Source organism: Janthinobacterium sp. GL_088 (assembly GCF_057837845.1).
Genome location: NZ_CM174453.1, coordinates 3,971,044 through 3,985,562, shown reverse-complemented (window position 1 = coordinate 3,985,562; position 14,519 = coordinate 3,971,044). Strand labels below are relative to the sequence as shown.

At 59.0% G+C, this 14,519-nt stretch carries 14 protein-coding genes and 1 tRNA gene; 4 read left to right on the top strand and 11 right to left on the bottom strand.

Features of this window, described 5'->3' with window-relative positions; genetic code table 11:
* The first annotated feature begins 13 nt into the window (after positions 1-13).
* Positions 14-730, top strand: coding sequence for a DNA polymerase III subunit epsilon (dnaQ, locus tag AC3IQ7_RS17965; protein WP_099377395.1), 717 nt, complete (start codon positions 14-16; stop codon positions 728-730).
* Positions 731-811: 81 nt separating this feature from the next.
* Positions 812-886 (top strand) — tRNA-Val (locus AC3IQ7_RS17960).
* A 103-nt stretch (positions 887-989) separates the two neighbouring features.
* Here AC3IQ7_RS17960 and AC3IQ7_RS17955 read toward each other — a convergent pair.
* Both AC3IQ7_RS17955 and AC3IQ7_RS17950 read right to left on the bottom strand, forming a co-directional pair.
* On the bottom strand, positions 990-1,148 hold the full coding sequence (locus tag AC3IQ7_RS17955; RefSeq protein WP_233516087.1) for a tyrosine-type recombinase/integrase: 159 nt from the start codon (positions 1,146-1,148) through the stop codon (positions 990-992).
* A gap of 17 nt (positions 1,149-1,165) precedes the next feature.
* Complete coding sequence (locus tag AC3IQ7_RS17950; RefSeq protein ID WP_233516086.1) at positions 1,166-1,432, bottom strand: hypothetical protein; 267 nt, start codon at positions 1,430-1,432, stop codon at positions 1,166-1,168.
* 150 nt (positions 1,433-1,582) lie between these two features.
* On the opposite strand from AC3IQ7_RS17950, the gene AC3IQ7_RS17945 reads away from it, so the two are divergent.
* Positions 1,583-2,284, top strand: coding sequence for a major capsid protein (locus AC3IQ7_RS17945; RefSeq protein WP_324847114.1), 702 nt, complete (start codon positions 1,583-1,585; stop codon positions 2,282-2,284).
* 16 nt (positions 2,285-2,300) lie between these two features.
* Here AC3IQ7_RS17945 and AC3IQ7_RS17940 read toward each other — a convergent pair whose 3' ends face one another.
* Positions 2,301-2,963, bottom strand: a complete 663-nt coding sequence (locus AC3IQ7_RS17940; protein ID WP_233516084.1) for a PEP-CTERM sorting domain-containing protein — start codon at positions 2,961-2,963, stop codon at positions 2,301-2,303.
* A 102-nt stretch (positions 2,964-3,065) separates the two neighbouring features.
* Between AC3IQ7_RS17940 and AC3IQ7_RS17935 the strand changes: the two genes are divergently transcribed.
* Positions 3,066-3,578 carry a DnaT-like ssDNA-binding protein gene (locus tag AC3IQ7_RS17935; RefSeq protein WP_099377394.1) on the top strand — a complete coding sequence of 171 codons (513 nt, stop codon included), beginning with the start codon at positions 3,066-3,068 and terminating at the stop codon, positions 3,576-3,578.
* Between the two features lie 681 nt (positions 3,579-4,259).
* On the opposite strand, the gene AC3IQ7_RS17930 is transcribed toward AC3IQ7_RS17935, so the two are convergent.
* The 8 genes from AC3IQ7_RS17930 to vioA form a co-directional block, all read right to left on the bottom strand.
* A complete protein-coding gene (locus AC3IQ7_RS17930; protein WP_099377393.1) occupies positions 4,260-4,649 on the bottom strand; it encodes a hypothetical protein in 390 nt (129 codons plus the stop codon).
* Positions 4,650-5,340: 691 nt separating this feature from the next.
* Positions 5,341-5,616 (bottom strand): PEP-CTERM sorting domain-containing protein, encoded by a 276-nt coding sequence (locus tag AC3IQ7_RS17925; RefSeq protein WP_489206885.1) that lies wholly within the window; start codon positions 5,614-5,616, stop codon positions 5,341-5,343.
* Positions 5,526-6,689 (bottom strand): MFS transporter, encoded by a 1,164-nt coding sequence (locus tag AC3IQ7_RS17920; protein WP_099377390.1) that lies wholly within the window; start codon positions 6,687-6,689, stop codon positions 5,526-5,528. Before AC3IQ7_RS17920 ends, AC3IQ7_RS17925 begins: the two co-directional genes overlap by 91 nt.
* Before the next feature lie 91 nt (positions 6,690-6,780).
* Entirely contained in the window at positions 6,781-7,362 is a 582-nt protein-coding gene (gene vioE / locus AC3IQ7_RS17915; protein WP_489206884.1) for a violacein biosynthesis enzyme VioE, read from the bottom strand.
* Positions 7,363-7,372: 10 nt separating this feature from the next.
* Complete coding sequence (gene vioD / locus AC3IQ7_RS17910; RefSeq protein ID WP_489206883.1) at positions 7,373-8,491, bottom strand: flavin-dependent violacein biosynthesis monooxygenase VioD; 1,119 nt, start codon at positions 8,489-8,491, stop codon at positions 7,373-7,375.
* Complete coding sequence (gene vioC, locus AC3IQ7_RS17905; RefSeq protein ID WP_489206882.1) at positions 8,491-9,780, bottom strand: NADP-dependent violacein biosynthesis oxygenase VioC; 1,290 nt, start codon at positions 9,778-9,780, stop codon at positions 8,491-8,493. Before vioC ends, vioD begins: the two co-directional genes overlap by 1 nt.
* A gap of 1 nt (position 9,781) precedes the next feature.
* On the bottom strand, positions 9,782-12,799 hold the full coding sequence (gene vioB / locus AC3IQ7_RS17900) for an iminophenyl-pyruvate dimer synthase VioB (RefSeq protein WP_489206881.1): 3,018 nt from the start codon (positions 12,797-12,799) through the stop codon (positions 9,782-9,784).
* A complete protein-coding gene (gene vioA / locus AC3IQ7_RS17895) occupies positions 12,796-14,106 on the bottom strand; it encodes a flavin-dependent violacein biosynthesis tryptophan-2 monooxygenase VioA (protein WP_322428824.1) in 1,311 nt (436 codons plus the stop codon). Before vioA ends, vioB begins: the two co-directional genes overlap by 4 nt.
* Positions 14,107-14,519 lie beyond the last annotated feature (413 nt).

Sequence of the window (14,519 nt, the reverse complement as noted above, 5' to 3'; positions counted from 1 at the left end):
GAATGAATCCGCCATGCGTCAAATTGTTCTCGATACTGAAACCACCGGCCTGAACCCGCGCACGGGCGACCGCATCCTGGAGATCGGCGCGGTCGAACTGAACAACCGCATGTTGACGGGGAATAATTTCCACCATTACATCAATCCCGAGCGCGACTCGGAAGAGGGCGCATTGGCCGTCCACGGATTGACGACGGAATTCCTCAGCGACAAGCCGAAATTCGCGGAAATCGCCGAGGAGTTTCGTGCCTACATCGCTGACGCCGAACTGATCATCCACAACGCCCCGTTCGATATTGGCTTCCTGAACGCGGAATTCAAGCGCCTGAACCTGCCGCCCGTGCATGAGCAAGTGGTTGGCGTGATCGACACCCTGGTGCAGGCGAAGGAAATGCATCCGGGCAAGCGCAACTCGCTGGACGCCCTGTGCGACCGCTATGGTGTCTCGAACGCCCACCGCAAGCTGCACGGCGCGTTGCTTGACTCGGAATTGCTGGCCGACGTCTACCTGGCCATGACGCGCGGGCAAAACAGCCTGAGCATGGAAGAGGAAGTGGAAGTGGCCGCCGATGGCGCCGCCCTGGAAATCGTGCCGCTGGCCGAAGTCATCTTCCAGAGCGCCACGGCCGACGAACTCGCCGCCCACGAAGCCACCATCGCCGGCCTCGACAAGGCCGCCAAAGGCCAGTGCATCTGGACCGCCGTCATGGCCCCGCCAGCGGCCGCCTGAGAAAAAGCGCGGGTATGGTAAATTTCCTCTCGCCAGCCCTTGCAGATGCCGCAACACCTATGCGATAATTCGCCTCGCTTCGGGAGGTTAGCTCAGGGGTAGAGCACTGCATTCACACTGCAGGGGTCGCAAGTTCGAAACTTGCACTTCCCACCAAGAATTCGCAATACAATCAAGTACTTATATTAAAGCCGACACATTTATGTAGTCGGCTTTTTTATTGGGTGTAATTTACTTCGCCACCACCAGCGCCGATAGCTTATCCAGCGCCAGGCGCTGAGCATCCACACTGCAAGTGTGCGTAACGCTGGGTTGTTTGCACATTGGCATGACCGAGAATTTTGCTGATGGTGTACAGGTTCACGCCCAGGCCCAGCATGATGCTTGCGCAAGAATGGCGCAGGTCGTGGAAATTCACGTGAGGTATGCCTGCCTTCACGCGCGCGCGGCGCCACGACGACTCGCACACCGTACAAAGTCATATTCAATGGAAAATACTTCAGCCATGGCCGCCAACGCCGGAATGATCGGCACCACGCGCATACGAAGTGTTTTAGTATTGCTGGCAGGGAAGGTGGTCGAATCCTTCCCAATATGCTCACGCTGAATCTGGAACAGTTCTCCGCGGCGCGCACCGGTCAGTAGCGCCGCCCATATCGCAGCCTGCGCGATCGGCGTGCAGAAGGCGGAGATCTTCCTCACTTGCTCACCTGTGCCGCCGCAGGAGCTGCATAGCGCGCGCATTTCGGCGCAGGTGTCGGTACCGATGGTTCCGACATCATCAGCAACCTCAACACGATCAACGGCAAAGATTGCATCGAAACGACGATGCAGGTCGACTAAACCTTCGGCCTGGGCTTGAAGGGCTACACCTGGGACGAAGCTTCAGGCGGCAAATCGCCATCCGATGCTGCGCTGGGCACCGGCGCCAACTGGGACCAGGTGGCCACCAGCGACAAGCATACGGCTGGCGTGATCACCATCGGCGACGCGACCAAGTTAGCCACCGCCGCGCCTTTACACGGGGCGCGGCTTCTTCCATCAAGAAAAAGAACTGAGTTCCAAATGGAAAAAGTGCCGGCAAACATCTGGTATTTGGCAGGACCGATGTTTCAGTACAACGAGGACGTCAAGGCGCTCGCACGCCAGGCTGGCCTCAAAATCATCGATGCAAACATGGCTGTTGGCCGCGCCAATGCCGCTGAAGACATGCAGGAAGTCACGATTAAGGCTGAATACACTGATCAGGGCGCGGGAGAGCGCATGCCGACCGCAGCCGAGTTAACGGCTGCCCGTGCTGATCTGCTGGCCGCGCACGATGACCTGCAGCAACGTGAACGAGAGCTAGCAGCCGAGAAAGAGCGCGTTGCCAAGCAGGCGCATGAAAATGAGCTTGCCGCGACCTGCAACGCGGAGCAGGCTGCAGCGAACGAAGCCGAAGCCCAGCGCCTGCGCGACGAAGCCGTGAGTCTTCAGGCCGCCAAGAGCGCTGCGGCTACTGCCACTGTTGCTGCTGCCTCCGCCGAAAAGCCAGCTAAAGCGGCCAAGAATTAAGTTTTGGCCGTCACCATCAAGCCGACTTAAGCCTGCGTCGGCCAGCGAAACCGACTATGCCCAAGCCGGCCAGTAACATGGCGTAGGTTTCTGGCTCAGGAACAGGAATGGTGTTATTTGTGAAATTTGCCGTAAATCTCATGTAAACCGTCTTGTCCACACCCCAAGGCTGACTCGCGTTAAGGGGATCCTTGGCATTCGAATAAACGTGGTTCCCTGTTAAACCGCCATTGTTGTTGGATCCTTGCGGCCTAATGAAATGAACTGGATTCTCGATGCCTGCAACTGTTAAGTATGCTACGTATTCTTTATTAAGTGGCAATGCCAGATTGAGTCCAGTTGCTTCAAATGCTGCATTTTTGCCACTGTATGGCATTGGAGCACTCGTGTACAAGGCGGGACCGACGGCTTTGGTTCCGTCCCATGCTGCAATCCCGAATCCGATATAGCCGGTGCCATAATTTGAAGTGCCATAACCTGAAGACGCATAGAGGGTGAAATCGTTCAGCACTCCGCCCGGAGAAGTGAAAGTTTCTCCATAAGTAACCACACCTATTGCGCCCAAGTAACCTAATTCGCCAGAGTTGAACTCGTTGGAAAAGGTTGTTGCTTGCACGTGGAAGGAGGCGCACAAAGCAATGTTCGTAAGTGCAATTTTGATAATTGTATGTAAGCTCATCATTTTCCTTATATTGATGCAAAAAAGATATGAAAATTAATTATACGATAATTTTTTCTAAATTGCAGCAATTGAATATTTATTAAAAATGTAGGATTTCTTATGCTTACGATTGAAACTGGCGCAGGTCTGGCCGAAGCCGAATCCTATGCCAGTGTCGCCGCAGCTGATGCGCGTTGCGCCAGCCTGGGCCTGACCGCTTGGGCTGCGCTGACCGAGGCCGATAAAGAGATCGCCTTGCGCAGGGCTACGCTGTTCATGGCGACCTACCGCACGCGCTGGGCCGGCCGCCGGGTGTATCAGCACCAGGCGCTGGACTGGCCGCGTTACAACGTGGCAGTCGACGGCTTCATCGTGCCCAGCACCATCGCGCCGCTGGACATCGTCAATGCCTGCATCGATCTGGCCGTGCGCGCCGGCAGCGGCGAGGATCTGCTGCCCGACCTCGACACTGGTTCCAACGCCATCAAAAAAGACAAGACTGGCCCACTGGAAACGGAGTATTTCCAGAACACCACTGACGCACGCGAGCGCTTCGTGGCAGTTGATACGTTGCTCGCGCCTTATTTGGGCTCGGCCGGCTGCGGCAACGCGATGAAGTTGATACGAGCATGAGCGCATACCCCGCCGTGAAGATCGATGGCTGTTTCGTCGCCGATAACACATACAGTTCCGATGGAAAGGTATGGAACGTCACAAACCCGATCGCGCGCGCCATGAATTTGGAGCCGTTCGACCTGCCACTGGCGGCGATCTACTCCGCGAGGTCTGGACTCCTGTCGGTTCGGCCTAAGGCATCGCGCACGACCAGCAATTGCTGCTGTTGCCGTTGCAGCGCAAAGGGGGCGCCAATGCCGGCACCGACGGCGGCCGAGGTGCTAGATCGCACCTTTAGAGCGTTTTTTTGAGGGGAGAGGTGATCCGGCTTACTCTGCAGCAGGCGGTGCGCTTGGCGCGGGCTGAGCGGCAATGCATGGCGGACGAAGAATTCAGGCGCTCGGCTTGCAGGCGCTGGACTGCTCCAAGGTATGAGTCTTGGCCAAGATCGAGGCAGGTATATCCGTGCTTCCGTTTCAGTTAATGATGCTTACTCTGCTTATGAATTCTTTAGAAGAGTCAGAGGCATATCACATCTTGATCAGCTGCCAATGGAGAATATTTTATTTTGGAAATAATTGCTATAGGGTGGTAAGTTAATCATCACTAAATATAACGATTTTTTATGCGACTGATATTGTCTATCTTGGCTGAGCAGTTACATAAAATAACTACTTTATTTCGTTCTGCCGCTGCTAATTAGCCGATTGCGAAACGCAAGGTACCCAGGCTGCGTACCTGGACCACGCCATCTTGATTGACGAATGAACGAACGCCTTCTGCAAGGATGCTATTGTCGGTCTGGTATGCCCCGTTCCACGCATCGCTGATGCAATATGGCCGACCGTTAGGACGAGCACTTCCGCCAAAACTGATAACGAATGGCGCCACGCCATCCTTGCCTTGGGCCTTGTTAAATACCCATGAATAGTGTCCGATATTGCCTTCGGCGGTCAGTGGGCCGACAGGACTATAGCTTGCGTTATACACGCCGCTGATGACGCCATTCGAGGAATCGGCCGAACTGATTTTAAATGTAAAATTCTTATCTTCAGAAACATAGTTTCCGGGTACTGGTACATTGCTCATGATAAATTACCTTTCAATGTAAAAGAAAAGAAATGTAAATGCTCAGCTGAATGGAATGCTACACCACATTATTGTTGCAAAACATTATTTTTGAAAATAATTATATTTATTGCTGATGCGCTTCTGAAAATGTCACGTAAATACTCGCTTTGTCACCAAATATAACTGCCACAGCTTAAAATTATGTCCAGTGATGCGGAATAATCCGGATGATAGTATTTTCCATGATAATCTCCAGCGCCTGATGAGGTTCCCGAACGTTCTTGTTCCAATTCATCAGAGTTTCTTTACTATTGAAACCAGGCTTGAGATTGCTAGTGCACGCTTTGATAATCTTTCCGCTTATCAACTCGGCGCTGAATGTGCGAATCTTGTGTCTGACACATATTGAGGATTGTGTGTTTTCGCTAAACGCGAAGTCCGCCAACGGCACGCTTAACTGCATGTGAGAGGGCAAGTAACAGAATCTGGCGCAGCTGGACTGTCGAGGCGATCGAGTGCGGCCGGGAAGTCGCTGGCACACCGGCTGGACGGCAAGTGCAAGGGCTGCGCTTTGCGCCACCGATAGCTGGAACTCGCGACAGTACTGGGACCCAGCATTGGATCTGCTCGCCCTGCATGTGCCGTTCACCACGCAATATGGTCGTGGCAGCAAAAAAAAGAAGCCACCTTTTGGGTGGCTTTGCCATTGTTACGCTTGATTCTTGCTACGCCATAGTATGAAGCCCAGCAGGCCTAGGCTCGCCAGCAGCATGCCGTAGGTTACTGGTTCTGGGACGGGGGTAACAGTGCCATCGTCGACGTTAAATGCCTGAATCAGCGTTATCGGACGGGTTTCCCCAAAGAAAAATGAATCTGGCCCAACCGCCCCAACGATCAATGCGACAGCACCGAACCGCGCGACCTGTGCCCCAGGTAGGGCAGCAAGCTGATGAGGCCAAGCACGGCCAGCGCGACACCGACCCACAACGGGGAGCGCAAGCCGTAGCCGGCGGCAATGCCGAGGCCGCCGAGCCAGGAGCCGGCGCCCAGGCCGATGTTGATGACGGACGTGTGCACCGTGTTGACCAGCGGCCCTGGGTGGGCGGTCTTCATCACGCGGGCGATGATGGCGGGATTCATCGACATGCCGACCAGGCCCGTGACGACCAGCAAGGCGACGCTGATGGTTTTGTCGTGCGCGAAGACGGCGAATAGCGCCAGGCTGATGCTCAGGATGATCATGCCCCAGACCATGATGACGGTGGTGTAGCGGTCCGCATAACGGCCGACTACGCCATTGCCCACCACGTTGGCGACGCCGTAGATACCCAGCAGCCAGGGGATGTCGGAAGCTTGAAATCCTGTAATTTCCGTCAGGATGGAGGCGAAGTAGCTGAAGGCCGCGAAGATCGCGCCGATGATGAGACCGCTGCTGGCATACGCTGCCCACAGGTGGCGGTTGCGGAATTCCCCCAGTTCATTGCCGAGGCTGACGACTTCGGATGGCTTGGCGCGCGGCACCAGTACGGTGATGAGTGCCAGGCACAGGAGCGCCAGCAGCACCACCAGCCAGAAGCTGGCGCGCCATCCCAGGTGCTGGTCGATCAGCGTGGCGACCGGCACGCCAACCACGGAAGCGAGCATGAGGCCGCCGATCACGACGGCGGCGGCGCGTCCGCGCGCATTGGGAGCGACGATGTCGGCACAGATCGCCAGGGACAGGCCAAAGCAGGTGGCGGCGACCACGCCGGTGACCACCCGCGCGATGGCCAGGATGTCATAGCTGGTGGCGGACGCGGCAACGGATTGGGCAAGGACATAAAAGCCCAGCAGCCACAGCAGTCCCTGCTTGTTCGGCACGCGCAGCTTGAGCAGGGCGATGGTGCTCAGCGGTCCGCCGATGACCATCCCCATGGCGTAGAGCGAGATCAGATAGCCGATCCGTGTCACCGGTTCGTCCATGGCCAGGGCCAGCGACGGCATCATGCCCGCCACCATGAATTCGGAGGTGGTTAACGAAAAGATCGTCAACCCCAAAATGTAAACAACCAGCGGCATAGCAATATCCTTCGAGAGTAATAACAAAAACGCCAGCCAGGCGTGGCGCGGGCCTCGGCCTCATGCGGCCCTTGCGCGCGCCACGTCCTGGTCAGGTGTTGCAAGACGTAAAGACGCTGTCCGGAATATCACCGACAAACAGGTTGGGAAAGTCGCGTACCGACCGGTGCTGCGGGTCGTTGCCTGTGACCATGCGCAGCAGGCGGTTGCCACCGGCCTCCAGGTAAAAGACCGATGGCGGCTTGCCCGTCCGCTCCACTACCCAGGCGTCCGCCTCCCGGCCCAGCACGCTGTGGCGGCCGTCGTGACGGGCACCGCCGTCCAGCAGCACCGCTTGCGGCAGGAACAGGTCATGGAACGGGATCACCTCATCGGCCAGTGCCGTGCTGTGCAGCTGCTCGCCACTGGCCTCCGCCTGCCTTGTGTAGGCCACTTTCTGCTTGCGGCTTTGTTCGCGCCTGGCGTCACCGATTTCCGACATCCACAGCAGGTGTCCATGTTCCTTTTCCGGCCAGGGATTGAACAGACCATCGATGCGGCAGATGTTGCGCGCATAGTCGAACCAGCAATAGCCGGACGTGACCTGGTCGTCCTCCCGCATCGGCGTCCAGTAGGAAATATAGGCGCTGCTCCATTGCAGCGGCAGCAGCGGCGGGGCGAGGTGTGTCGGCATGGTATCTTCCTTAGCGGCCCAGTGCGTAGCCAAGACTGGCCATCAGAGTTTCTTGCAGCGACGGCAAGTCCTTGCGGCGGGCGTCGAAGCTGGCGGTCAGCTCTTCATTGCTCAGTTCGATACGTTCGCCCACGCTTTCAAACCACAGGCGGCTGCTGTTGGCATGCTCCTTGAATAAGTGCACCAGGGGCACGGCGCGGGCATTGAAGCTGTCCAGGGCGGCGGACGTGTTGGCTTCGGTATTGAGGACTTTGACCAGCAGCAGGGCCGCCACCACGGCCATGGTGGTGCCATGGCCGATGGAAAAATGCCCCGATTGCAACGCATCGCCGAGCAGGACGAACTTGCCGTCGCAGGCCCGGTCGCGGCTGAGGGTCATGAAGTTGCGCCAGCCCTGGCCCGGTTGGCTCTGCAGTCCGTGCTCGCCGAGTTCGGCTTTGAACGTCTTGGCGATATACGCGGCGGCGTCGTGCTCGGACAGCGCCTCCAGCCCGGCCTTCGCGTACGTTTCTTCGCTGCATTCGACGATAAAGGTGCTCATCGTGTCCGAATATTTATAGGCATGGCCGATGAAAATGCCGTGTTCATTGCTGCGGAACACCAGGTTCATCTGGTCGAACAGCTGGGTGGTGCCGTACCAGATGTATTTGTTGCGGCCGAAATCGATGTGCGGCGCCAGTGCTGGCGGCAAGTCCAGCGATTTGTAATTGACGCCATTCGACACCACCACCAGGTCGTACTCGGCTTCCAGTTGCGCCTTGTCCGCCGGCGGCGTTTCGTAGCGGATATCGATGCCGGCTGCTACGCACTTGGCGCGCAGGGCCTGCACGAGGGCCTGGCGTCCGACGCCGCACAGCGTCACGCCGGTGCCCATCAGGTTGGGCTGCTCGTGGTGCACGAGCTTGAATTCTTCCAGGAACTGCGGATTGAGCCGTTCCGGCTGCTCCAGGTAAGAGAGCGGATTGGCCGGATGGCGCGGCGGCCGTCCCGGCAACACCACGCCCCAGCCCAGCACTTCTTCCGGGGTATTCTTTTCCGTAATGCGGATATTCCAGCCGGGCTGGGCCTGTTTCATCTGACTGGCGAAGAGCAGTCCTGCGGGACCGGCGCCGATGACGAGAATGTTCATTAATTTACCCTCCCAAGTTTGTACCAAACGTTTTGTTTTTTCTGAATTTGCTGCAGTTCATCGTAAGGAATCGATGTAAAGAACAATTTATCCGCCATGTCGGGTGGATAAATACGGGGGAATTTCTGGTGCATAAAGCGGTTGTAGCGCGTCTGCAGGAAGAAAATCAGATTGGGGTTGCTCAGCGCTTCGTAGTTGGCGATCGCCATATCCTGCATGGCGTCGGCCTGTACCTTGCGCTGCTGCGTGAACTCGGCCAGGGCGGGCACCAGCGCATTGCCGTGCTTTTCCAGCAAAGTGACGAAGATATAGGTGTCTTCCAGCGCCATGTTCATGCCCTGGCCGAGGAAGGGGGCGGTGGCATGCGCCGCATCGCCGATCAGCAGGACATTGCCCTTGTAATGGAAGGTGCTCGAGCGGACATTGATGAGGTCGTTGCTGGGCAGGGCGATGAACTGGTTCACCATCTCTTGCCGGCTGGCCGCCGGCAGCTTGTCGTAATAGCGGTCGAAGAAGGCCGCCATGGTTTCCCGGTTCAGCGTGTTCAGGCTGGGCGTGCCGGAGTAGGGCAGGCAAATGACAAAGCTGACGCTGCCGTCCGGAATGGTGGCTGCGCGGCCGGCAAACTGGCCCTTGGAAGCCATGCCGAAGAAATACAGCAAATCCTTCCTGAAACCCAGGCCCTCCGCATTCGGTAACACGAGGGTCTTGTAGCCATGGCGGAAGAAGCTCTGCTTGAATTCAAAGCGCCGCATGCCGCTCTGCATGGCGCGCCGCACGGCGGAATGGGCGCCATCGGCGCCGATGATCAGGTCGCCATCCAGGTGCTGCAGGGCGCCGTCCGGACCCTGGATCAGCACGACTTTTCTTTCCAGGTCGACATCCAGGCATTTATGCTCGAAGTAGTATTTCACTTCGTGCCTGGCGGCGTAGGTGTTTAACAGGCGCTGGAAGGCGGACCTGTCCAGCGATAGTGGGAACAGGCCTTCGCGCTGGTCCAGTTCGCGCACCTTGAATGTACCGCCGACGGAAAACGCCATGCCAAGGATGCGTTCGCCGCACAACTCCAGCTCTTGCCTGCTGATGCCGGCCGCCAGCACCGCCTTGACGCCGCGCACGGTCATGGTGACGCCGATGGCGCGCGAGTTGACCGGATCGGCGTTGGCGTAAGCTTGCTGCAGCGGATCGCCGCGTTTTTCGACAACGTGGACTTCGTGTCCCCGTTGCGCCAGATAAATGGCGCTGAGGCTACCTGCCAGGCCTCCGCCGACGATAATGATTTTATGCATTTCAGGCCTCTCTTGACATCTTTCCCCGAGATAAATCGGTAAGTTGCTGATTAAAAAACTCCAACATTTCTATCGGCGCCATGCCGATGACATCGCTCTCAAGGCCGCGCGCGTACCGTGCCAGCGCCAGGCATTTCTGCGCCAGCATGTCGCAACCCAGGCTGTAGTCGCTGCTGACCCGGCTGCTGACCGGCTCGGGCACGGGCGGTCCCGCATGGCGGCCGGGCACGCCCGATGGTATGTTCATCAGGGCGGCCGACAGAGGGCGCAACAGGCCGGTCATGATGTCGATGGAGGCGTTCATCAGGCGCGAGCGGCGCAGGCTGCCCAGCGGCTGCTGCGCGAAATGGTGCGCCATCATCAGGAAGGTCAGTTCGTAGCAGCCCTGATACAGCTGCATCAGCGCGCGCGCCTTTTGGTCGGTTACCACCGTGCAGTCCGCGCGTGCTTCCAGCACGGGATTCTTCAGCGCCGGCACGGCCGGCTCGAACGGCTTGCCGCAGGCCGCAAACTTGCCGGCGATGGCGCGCAGCCGCTGGAAGTGCGACGAGGCGAAGTGCGGCGAATCGACGGCCACGCCTTCCCCCTGTTCCGTGACGAAGTCGATGGCGAACAGCGCGCTGTCGCGGTCCGACACTTCCAGCTGGTAGCCGGGATAGGCGCGGTTGGTCAATTCTTTCAGGAACAAATGGTGCTCGCCGCCGCGCTTGCCGCCGCCGCTCTCGAACAGGCCGGGCAGCTCGGCCACGGCCTGGCGGATCGCGATATAGAAGGTGGCAATCGATTTGCCCGGCGTGGGAAGGTAGTCGGGCCATTCGAAACGCACGAAGCGGGCCAGCACGTGTTCGGAAAATGGTTCGAACGCAAATTCCGTGTCCAGGCCGAAGCGCCGGCGCGCCTGCAGGCCCAGCAGCGGGGTACCGCTATAAAACGCTTCGCCTAGCGCCATCAGCACATTGTTGACTAATAAGTAGTGAATCATTTCTTCATGCGCGATTTCCAGCAATGCGCCGCGCGTGCCACTGTTGCGGCGCCGGTCTTCGGCGCCGCAGGCCAGTTCCAGCTCGGCCGGCAGCCAGCGGCCGGCCTGCACCAGCGCCGCACCCTGCGCGTAATTGGGAATCGAATACGCGGCATACAGGTATTGCAGCATCAGCGACAGTTCCAGGTCGATGGCCTTTTTCAGCTCATCGATCAACTCCGCCTTGCAGCCGATGACATGCGGCGTGGCCGCTTCCGGCACCGCCGCCTTGGCCGCGGCTGCCGCCTCGACCTGGGTCAGGTATTTGAGGAACAGGCGCGACTTTGGCAGCGACAGTTCGCGGGTGCTGGGCATGTAGTAGCTTTTTTCGCGGTTCTGCGGATCGCACATCTGCCACATCAGGCGCGAATACGTTTCGCACTTGCACTGGTCCGCCAGGCTGAAGACCTTGTCCGACATGAAGGGATACACGAGCTCGTAGTAGCTCATCACATGCCTGTAGAGAAAGGCGTAGTCGACCTGTTCGGCCGGTACGTCGTCGAGGTCCCAGTCGTCGGGCAACACGCGCACGCCGAGGTATTGTTTATCCTGGCCTGTGCTCAGCACGATGCGGGTCGCGCCCGGCTGGCGTCCCGTCAGGGTCAGCGCCGTGTAGCCATGCCCGAGCGGCGACGGCTGCTGCTGCACGGCCAGCAGCGCGCCGTCTTCCGCTTCCGCCAAGGATGGGGGGGCCGCCAGCTCGCCGCGGAAGCGGCTTTGCACGGTGATGGTCTGCGGAAATTGCTCGTGCTTTTTATGGTTCGGCGCTTCCAGGTACAGCTGGTTGCTGTCCGATTGCAGCACCCAGTCGGCTTCATCCCACTGCGCCTGCGCGCTGCCCAGGCTGAGCGAACCCGGGGCGGGGGGATGTTGCAGCGGCACATCGAAGACGCCGTGGTGGCGCCAGTAGTCGCGGTACAGCGATTCCGGAATCCGTGCCAGCAAGGTGCCTGTGTCATCATGCAGCAGCAGGTCGCCGAGCGCCTGCTTGCCGCCCAGCGCATGCGTGGGATGCTGTTCCGAGACGGCGCCCGCGTCGCGCGTGGTGAATGGGATGGCGGTCGGCATGTTGAACGCGACGCGATCCGCATGCAGCTTTACCAGCACCGGTCCCAGGCTGGCCTGGCGCGGCTGCAGCAGGCGGCCGGCCGGATAGGTGGCCAGCTCGTCGCGTCGCCACAGGCCGATGCTGCCGGCCAGGTCATAGAACACGGGCGAGTCGGGTTTTTGCGGCGTCGACATATTGAACAGGCAATACTGCACCGTCAGGCCCAGCACGTCGTCATCTGCCAGGGCTTGCTGCAAAGCACGCATACTTGCCGGCAGCGGCAGGTCCGCATTGAACAGGAAATGCGGGTCTTGCTTGGCCACGGAAAACTGGAACAGCCTGGAGCGGCCGAATTCCTCGTCCAGGAAATGCCCGCTGCGTTCCGTGATATGGCCGCTGCCGAGCCAGCGCACCGAGTGCGCCTGCGCGATGTCGGCGGTAAACAAAGTGGGCGTGTTGGGCGTGGCCAGCTTGTCGCTCAAGGTGAACTGGCCGGCGTAGATCAGCGTGGTGTCCGGCTGGGCCGGGTTATTGTCGATCCACCTGGCGCGGTTGAACGTCGTGCGCAGGTACTCGTTGTAGTGGCCCCACAGGCCCAGCTTGGCGCCCACCAGCGGATCCTGCGTATCGACCTCGCCATGACGCAGCTGGACGCCCGTGATCCTCGCGTTTTCCCAAGAGAAATGATTATTCCCGCCAAAATTGTGACCTGCCGCCAGGCTGAAGATACCGTCCGGATCCGGCTTGCCCTCCGCATTGAAGCGGGGGGCAAGCTGTTTCAGGTGTGCATGGAATTCGGCCGGCGGCCGGCTCAGGTCGACAGCTTCGCCCGCCATCGATACCGCATTCGTGGCGATATCGATGTTGCCGTGCGTATTGCGATTCCCGGTCGGCACATTGGCGCGGGCAAAACCCCGAAAATGCAGGCGGGGGAAGTCAAGTAGGCTCATGCGCGCTCGGTCGAGGAAGTGATGAAGGTATCGTTGGCGGCGGCGACCACGTCTTCCCGTTGATCGAGCCGCTGCAGCAGCAGGCCGCTGGCGTGCTGGGCGCTGATCAGGCTGCCTTCCATCCAGCCGCAGTGCGCGGTATACGCATCCGAGCAGGAAATGATGCCGTCCTGGTGCAGCAGGACGGCCGGGTGCTCGGCTTCCGGCTCCACGCAAAACTCGACGCCATGCGGCCAGAACTTGTGGAAATGCGCCTTGATCGGCGGCAGCGGCTGGCCATCGAGCGGCAGGATTTCTTCCAGGTGGCTGCGGACACGCGCCAGGTACACGTCTTCACCGAGTTCCAGGCTGTCCCGCCAGTAGGTGGCGCTTTTGCTGTCGGTGTAGAACAGCACATATTTGTCGCTCTTGAAGTAGACCTTGCGCAGGGGATTTTCCGCCATCAGCACCTTGTCGGTCAGCCCCAGCGCATCCCACCAGGCCGTGTCGAAGGTGAAAAATCCCTTGAACAGGGGCAGCGAGTCGTACTGGAACGGACTCCAGGCGGCAGGAAAATCCAGGTTCAGGCGCGGCATGGCGGACGGCGGAATGGTCATCACCAGATGGCGTGTGCGGTGCATATGCGTGTCGCCGTGGTGGCTGAAGGCAAGCACATGCTCGGCGCCCGATTTTTCAACGGACAGCAAGCGATGTTCGAGCCGGAATTCCACCCCGGCGGCCTGGGCCTGGTGCTGCAACTGGCATAGCAACGCGTGGTAGCCATCGGTGGCGTAGTGCCACTGGTTGGCGGCGTTCTCCGTAAAGTGCTGCGTTTCCGGGTGTTTCTTGATGATGTCGTAGGCCATGGCCGCCGACACCATCGGCAGCAGCAAGGCGTCATAGCCGGTCGCCTTGATGATGTGGGTGGCCTTGGCGGCGCCCAGGTAATGGCTGACGAACTCGAGGAAGGAGTCGTTCGGATGCTCTTTCAGCATCGGGCTCAGGTCATCGAGCGTTGCCTTCAGCTCTTCCAGCACGCTGTCGTGCGAGATGACCTTGGTGAACGGGTAGACGGCATGCGGCAGTCCGCTGCCCTGCATCAGTTGCTGGAAATGCGGATGCAGCTGCGGCGAGTAGCGGGCGGCGCCGAGTTCGGCGATTTCCTCGCCATCTATTTTTCGCGACTGGATGCGGCCGCCGACGGTGGGATTCAGGTCGAAGACCCGGATGCGCAGCTTCCTGCTGGCGGCGGCGTCGATCAGTTGATTAGCGCAAGTCAATCCGCCTATGCCGGCGCCAACGATGCAAATGTCAGAATACGTGCTCATACGAAATTCCTTTTTAACGTGCATTAATCAAAAAGCTGCAAAATCGCTAGCAAAAGTTTCCCCGGCACGTACAGGCAAGGGAGGGGGAACGCTGGGTGTTACCGCACTTGGCGAGCGTTATCGGCTGGGGAATGAAGAGCCTGGCGAGAACTGGCGTTGTGTCTGGAATGGTCGATTCTTGGCAGCAGAGTTTCTGTTTCAAATCAAAGATGGCACCGACAGTAGCCCACGCATCGGGCAGTCAATTTGATAAATATCAATGTAGTTGTCGTTCGTGGCTGCACCGCTGCTGATGCGGCGATGCATGCGCGATGGCGGCGGCAGTGTGCCGGGCGGTAGCCGGGAGGACTGGAATGCGGTGTGGTGCGGCTTCTCCGGCCACTGCCCTGGTCTGTTAGACCGCAGTCATGCGG

Coding starts and splice junctions, on each gene's coding strand:
- dnaQ (WP_099377395.1), top strand. CDS start 14: ATGCGTCAAATTGTTCTCGATACTGAAACCACCGGCCTGAACCCGCGC.
- AC3IQ7_RS17940 (WP_233516084.1), bottom strand. CDS start 2,963: ATGAGCTTACATACAATTATCAAAATTGCACTTACGAACATTGCTTTG.
- AC3IQ7_RS17935 (WP_099377394.1), top strand. CDS start 3,066: ATGCTTACGATTGAAACTGGCGCAGGTCTGGCCGAAGCCGAATCCTAT.
- AC3IQ7_RS17930 (WP_099377393.1), bottom strand. CDS start 4,649: ATGAGCAATGTACCAGTACCCGGAAACTATGTTTCTGAAGATAAGAAT.
- AC3IQ7_RS17920 (WP_099377390.1), bottom strand. CDS start 6,689: ATGCCGCTGGTTGTTTACATTTTGGGGTTGACGATCTTTTCGTTAACC.
- vioE (WP_489206884.1), bottom strand. CDS start 7,362: ATGCCGACACACCTCGCCCCGCCGCTGCTGCCGCTGCAATGGAGCAGC.
- vioD (WP_489206883.1), bottom strand. CDS start 8,491: ATGAACATTCTCGTCATCGGCGCCGGTCCCGCAGGACTGCTCTTCGCC.
- vioC (WP_489206882.1), bottom strand. CDS start 9,780: ATGCATAAAATCATTATCGTCGGCGGAGGCCTGGCAGGTAGCCTCAGC.
- vioB (WP_489206881.1), bottom strand. CDS start 12,799: ATGAGCCTACTTGACTTCCCCCGCCTGCATTTTCGGGGTTTTGCCCGC.
- vioA (WP_322428824.1), bottom strand. CDS start 14,106: ATGAGCACGTATTCTGACATTTGCATCGTTGGCGCCGGCATAGGCGGA.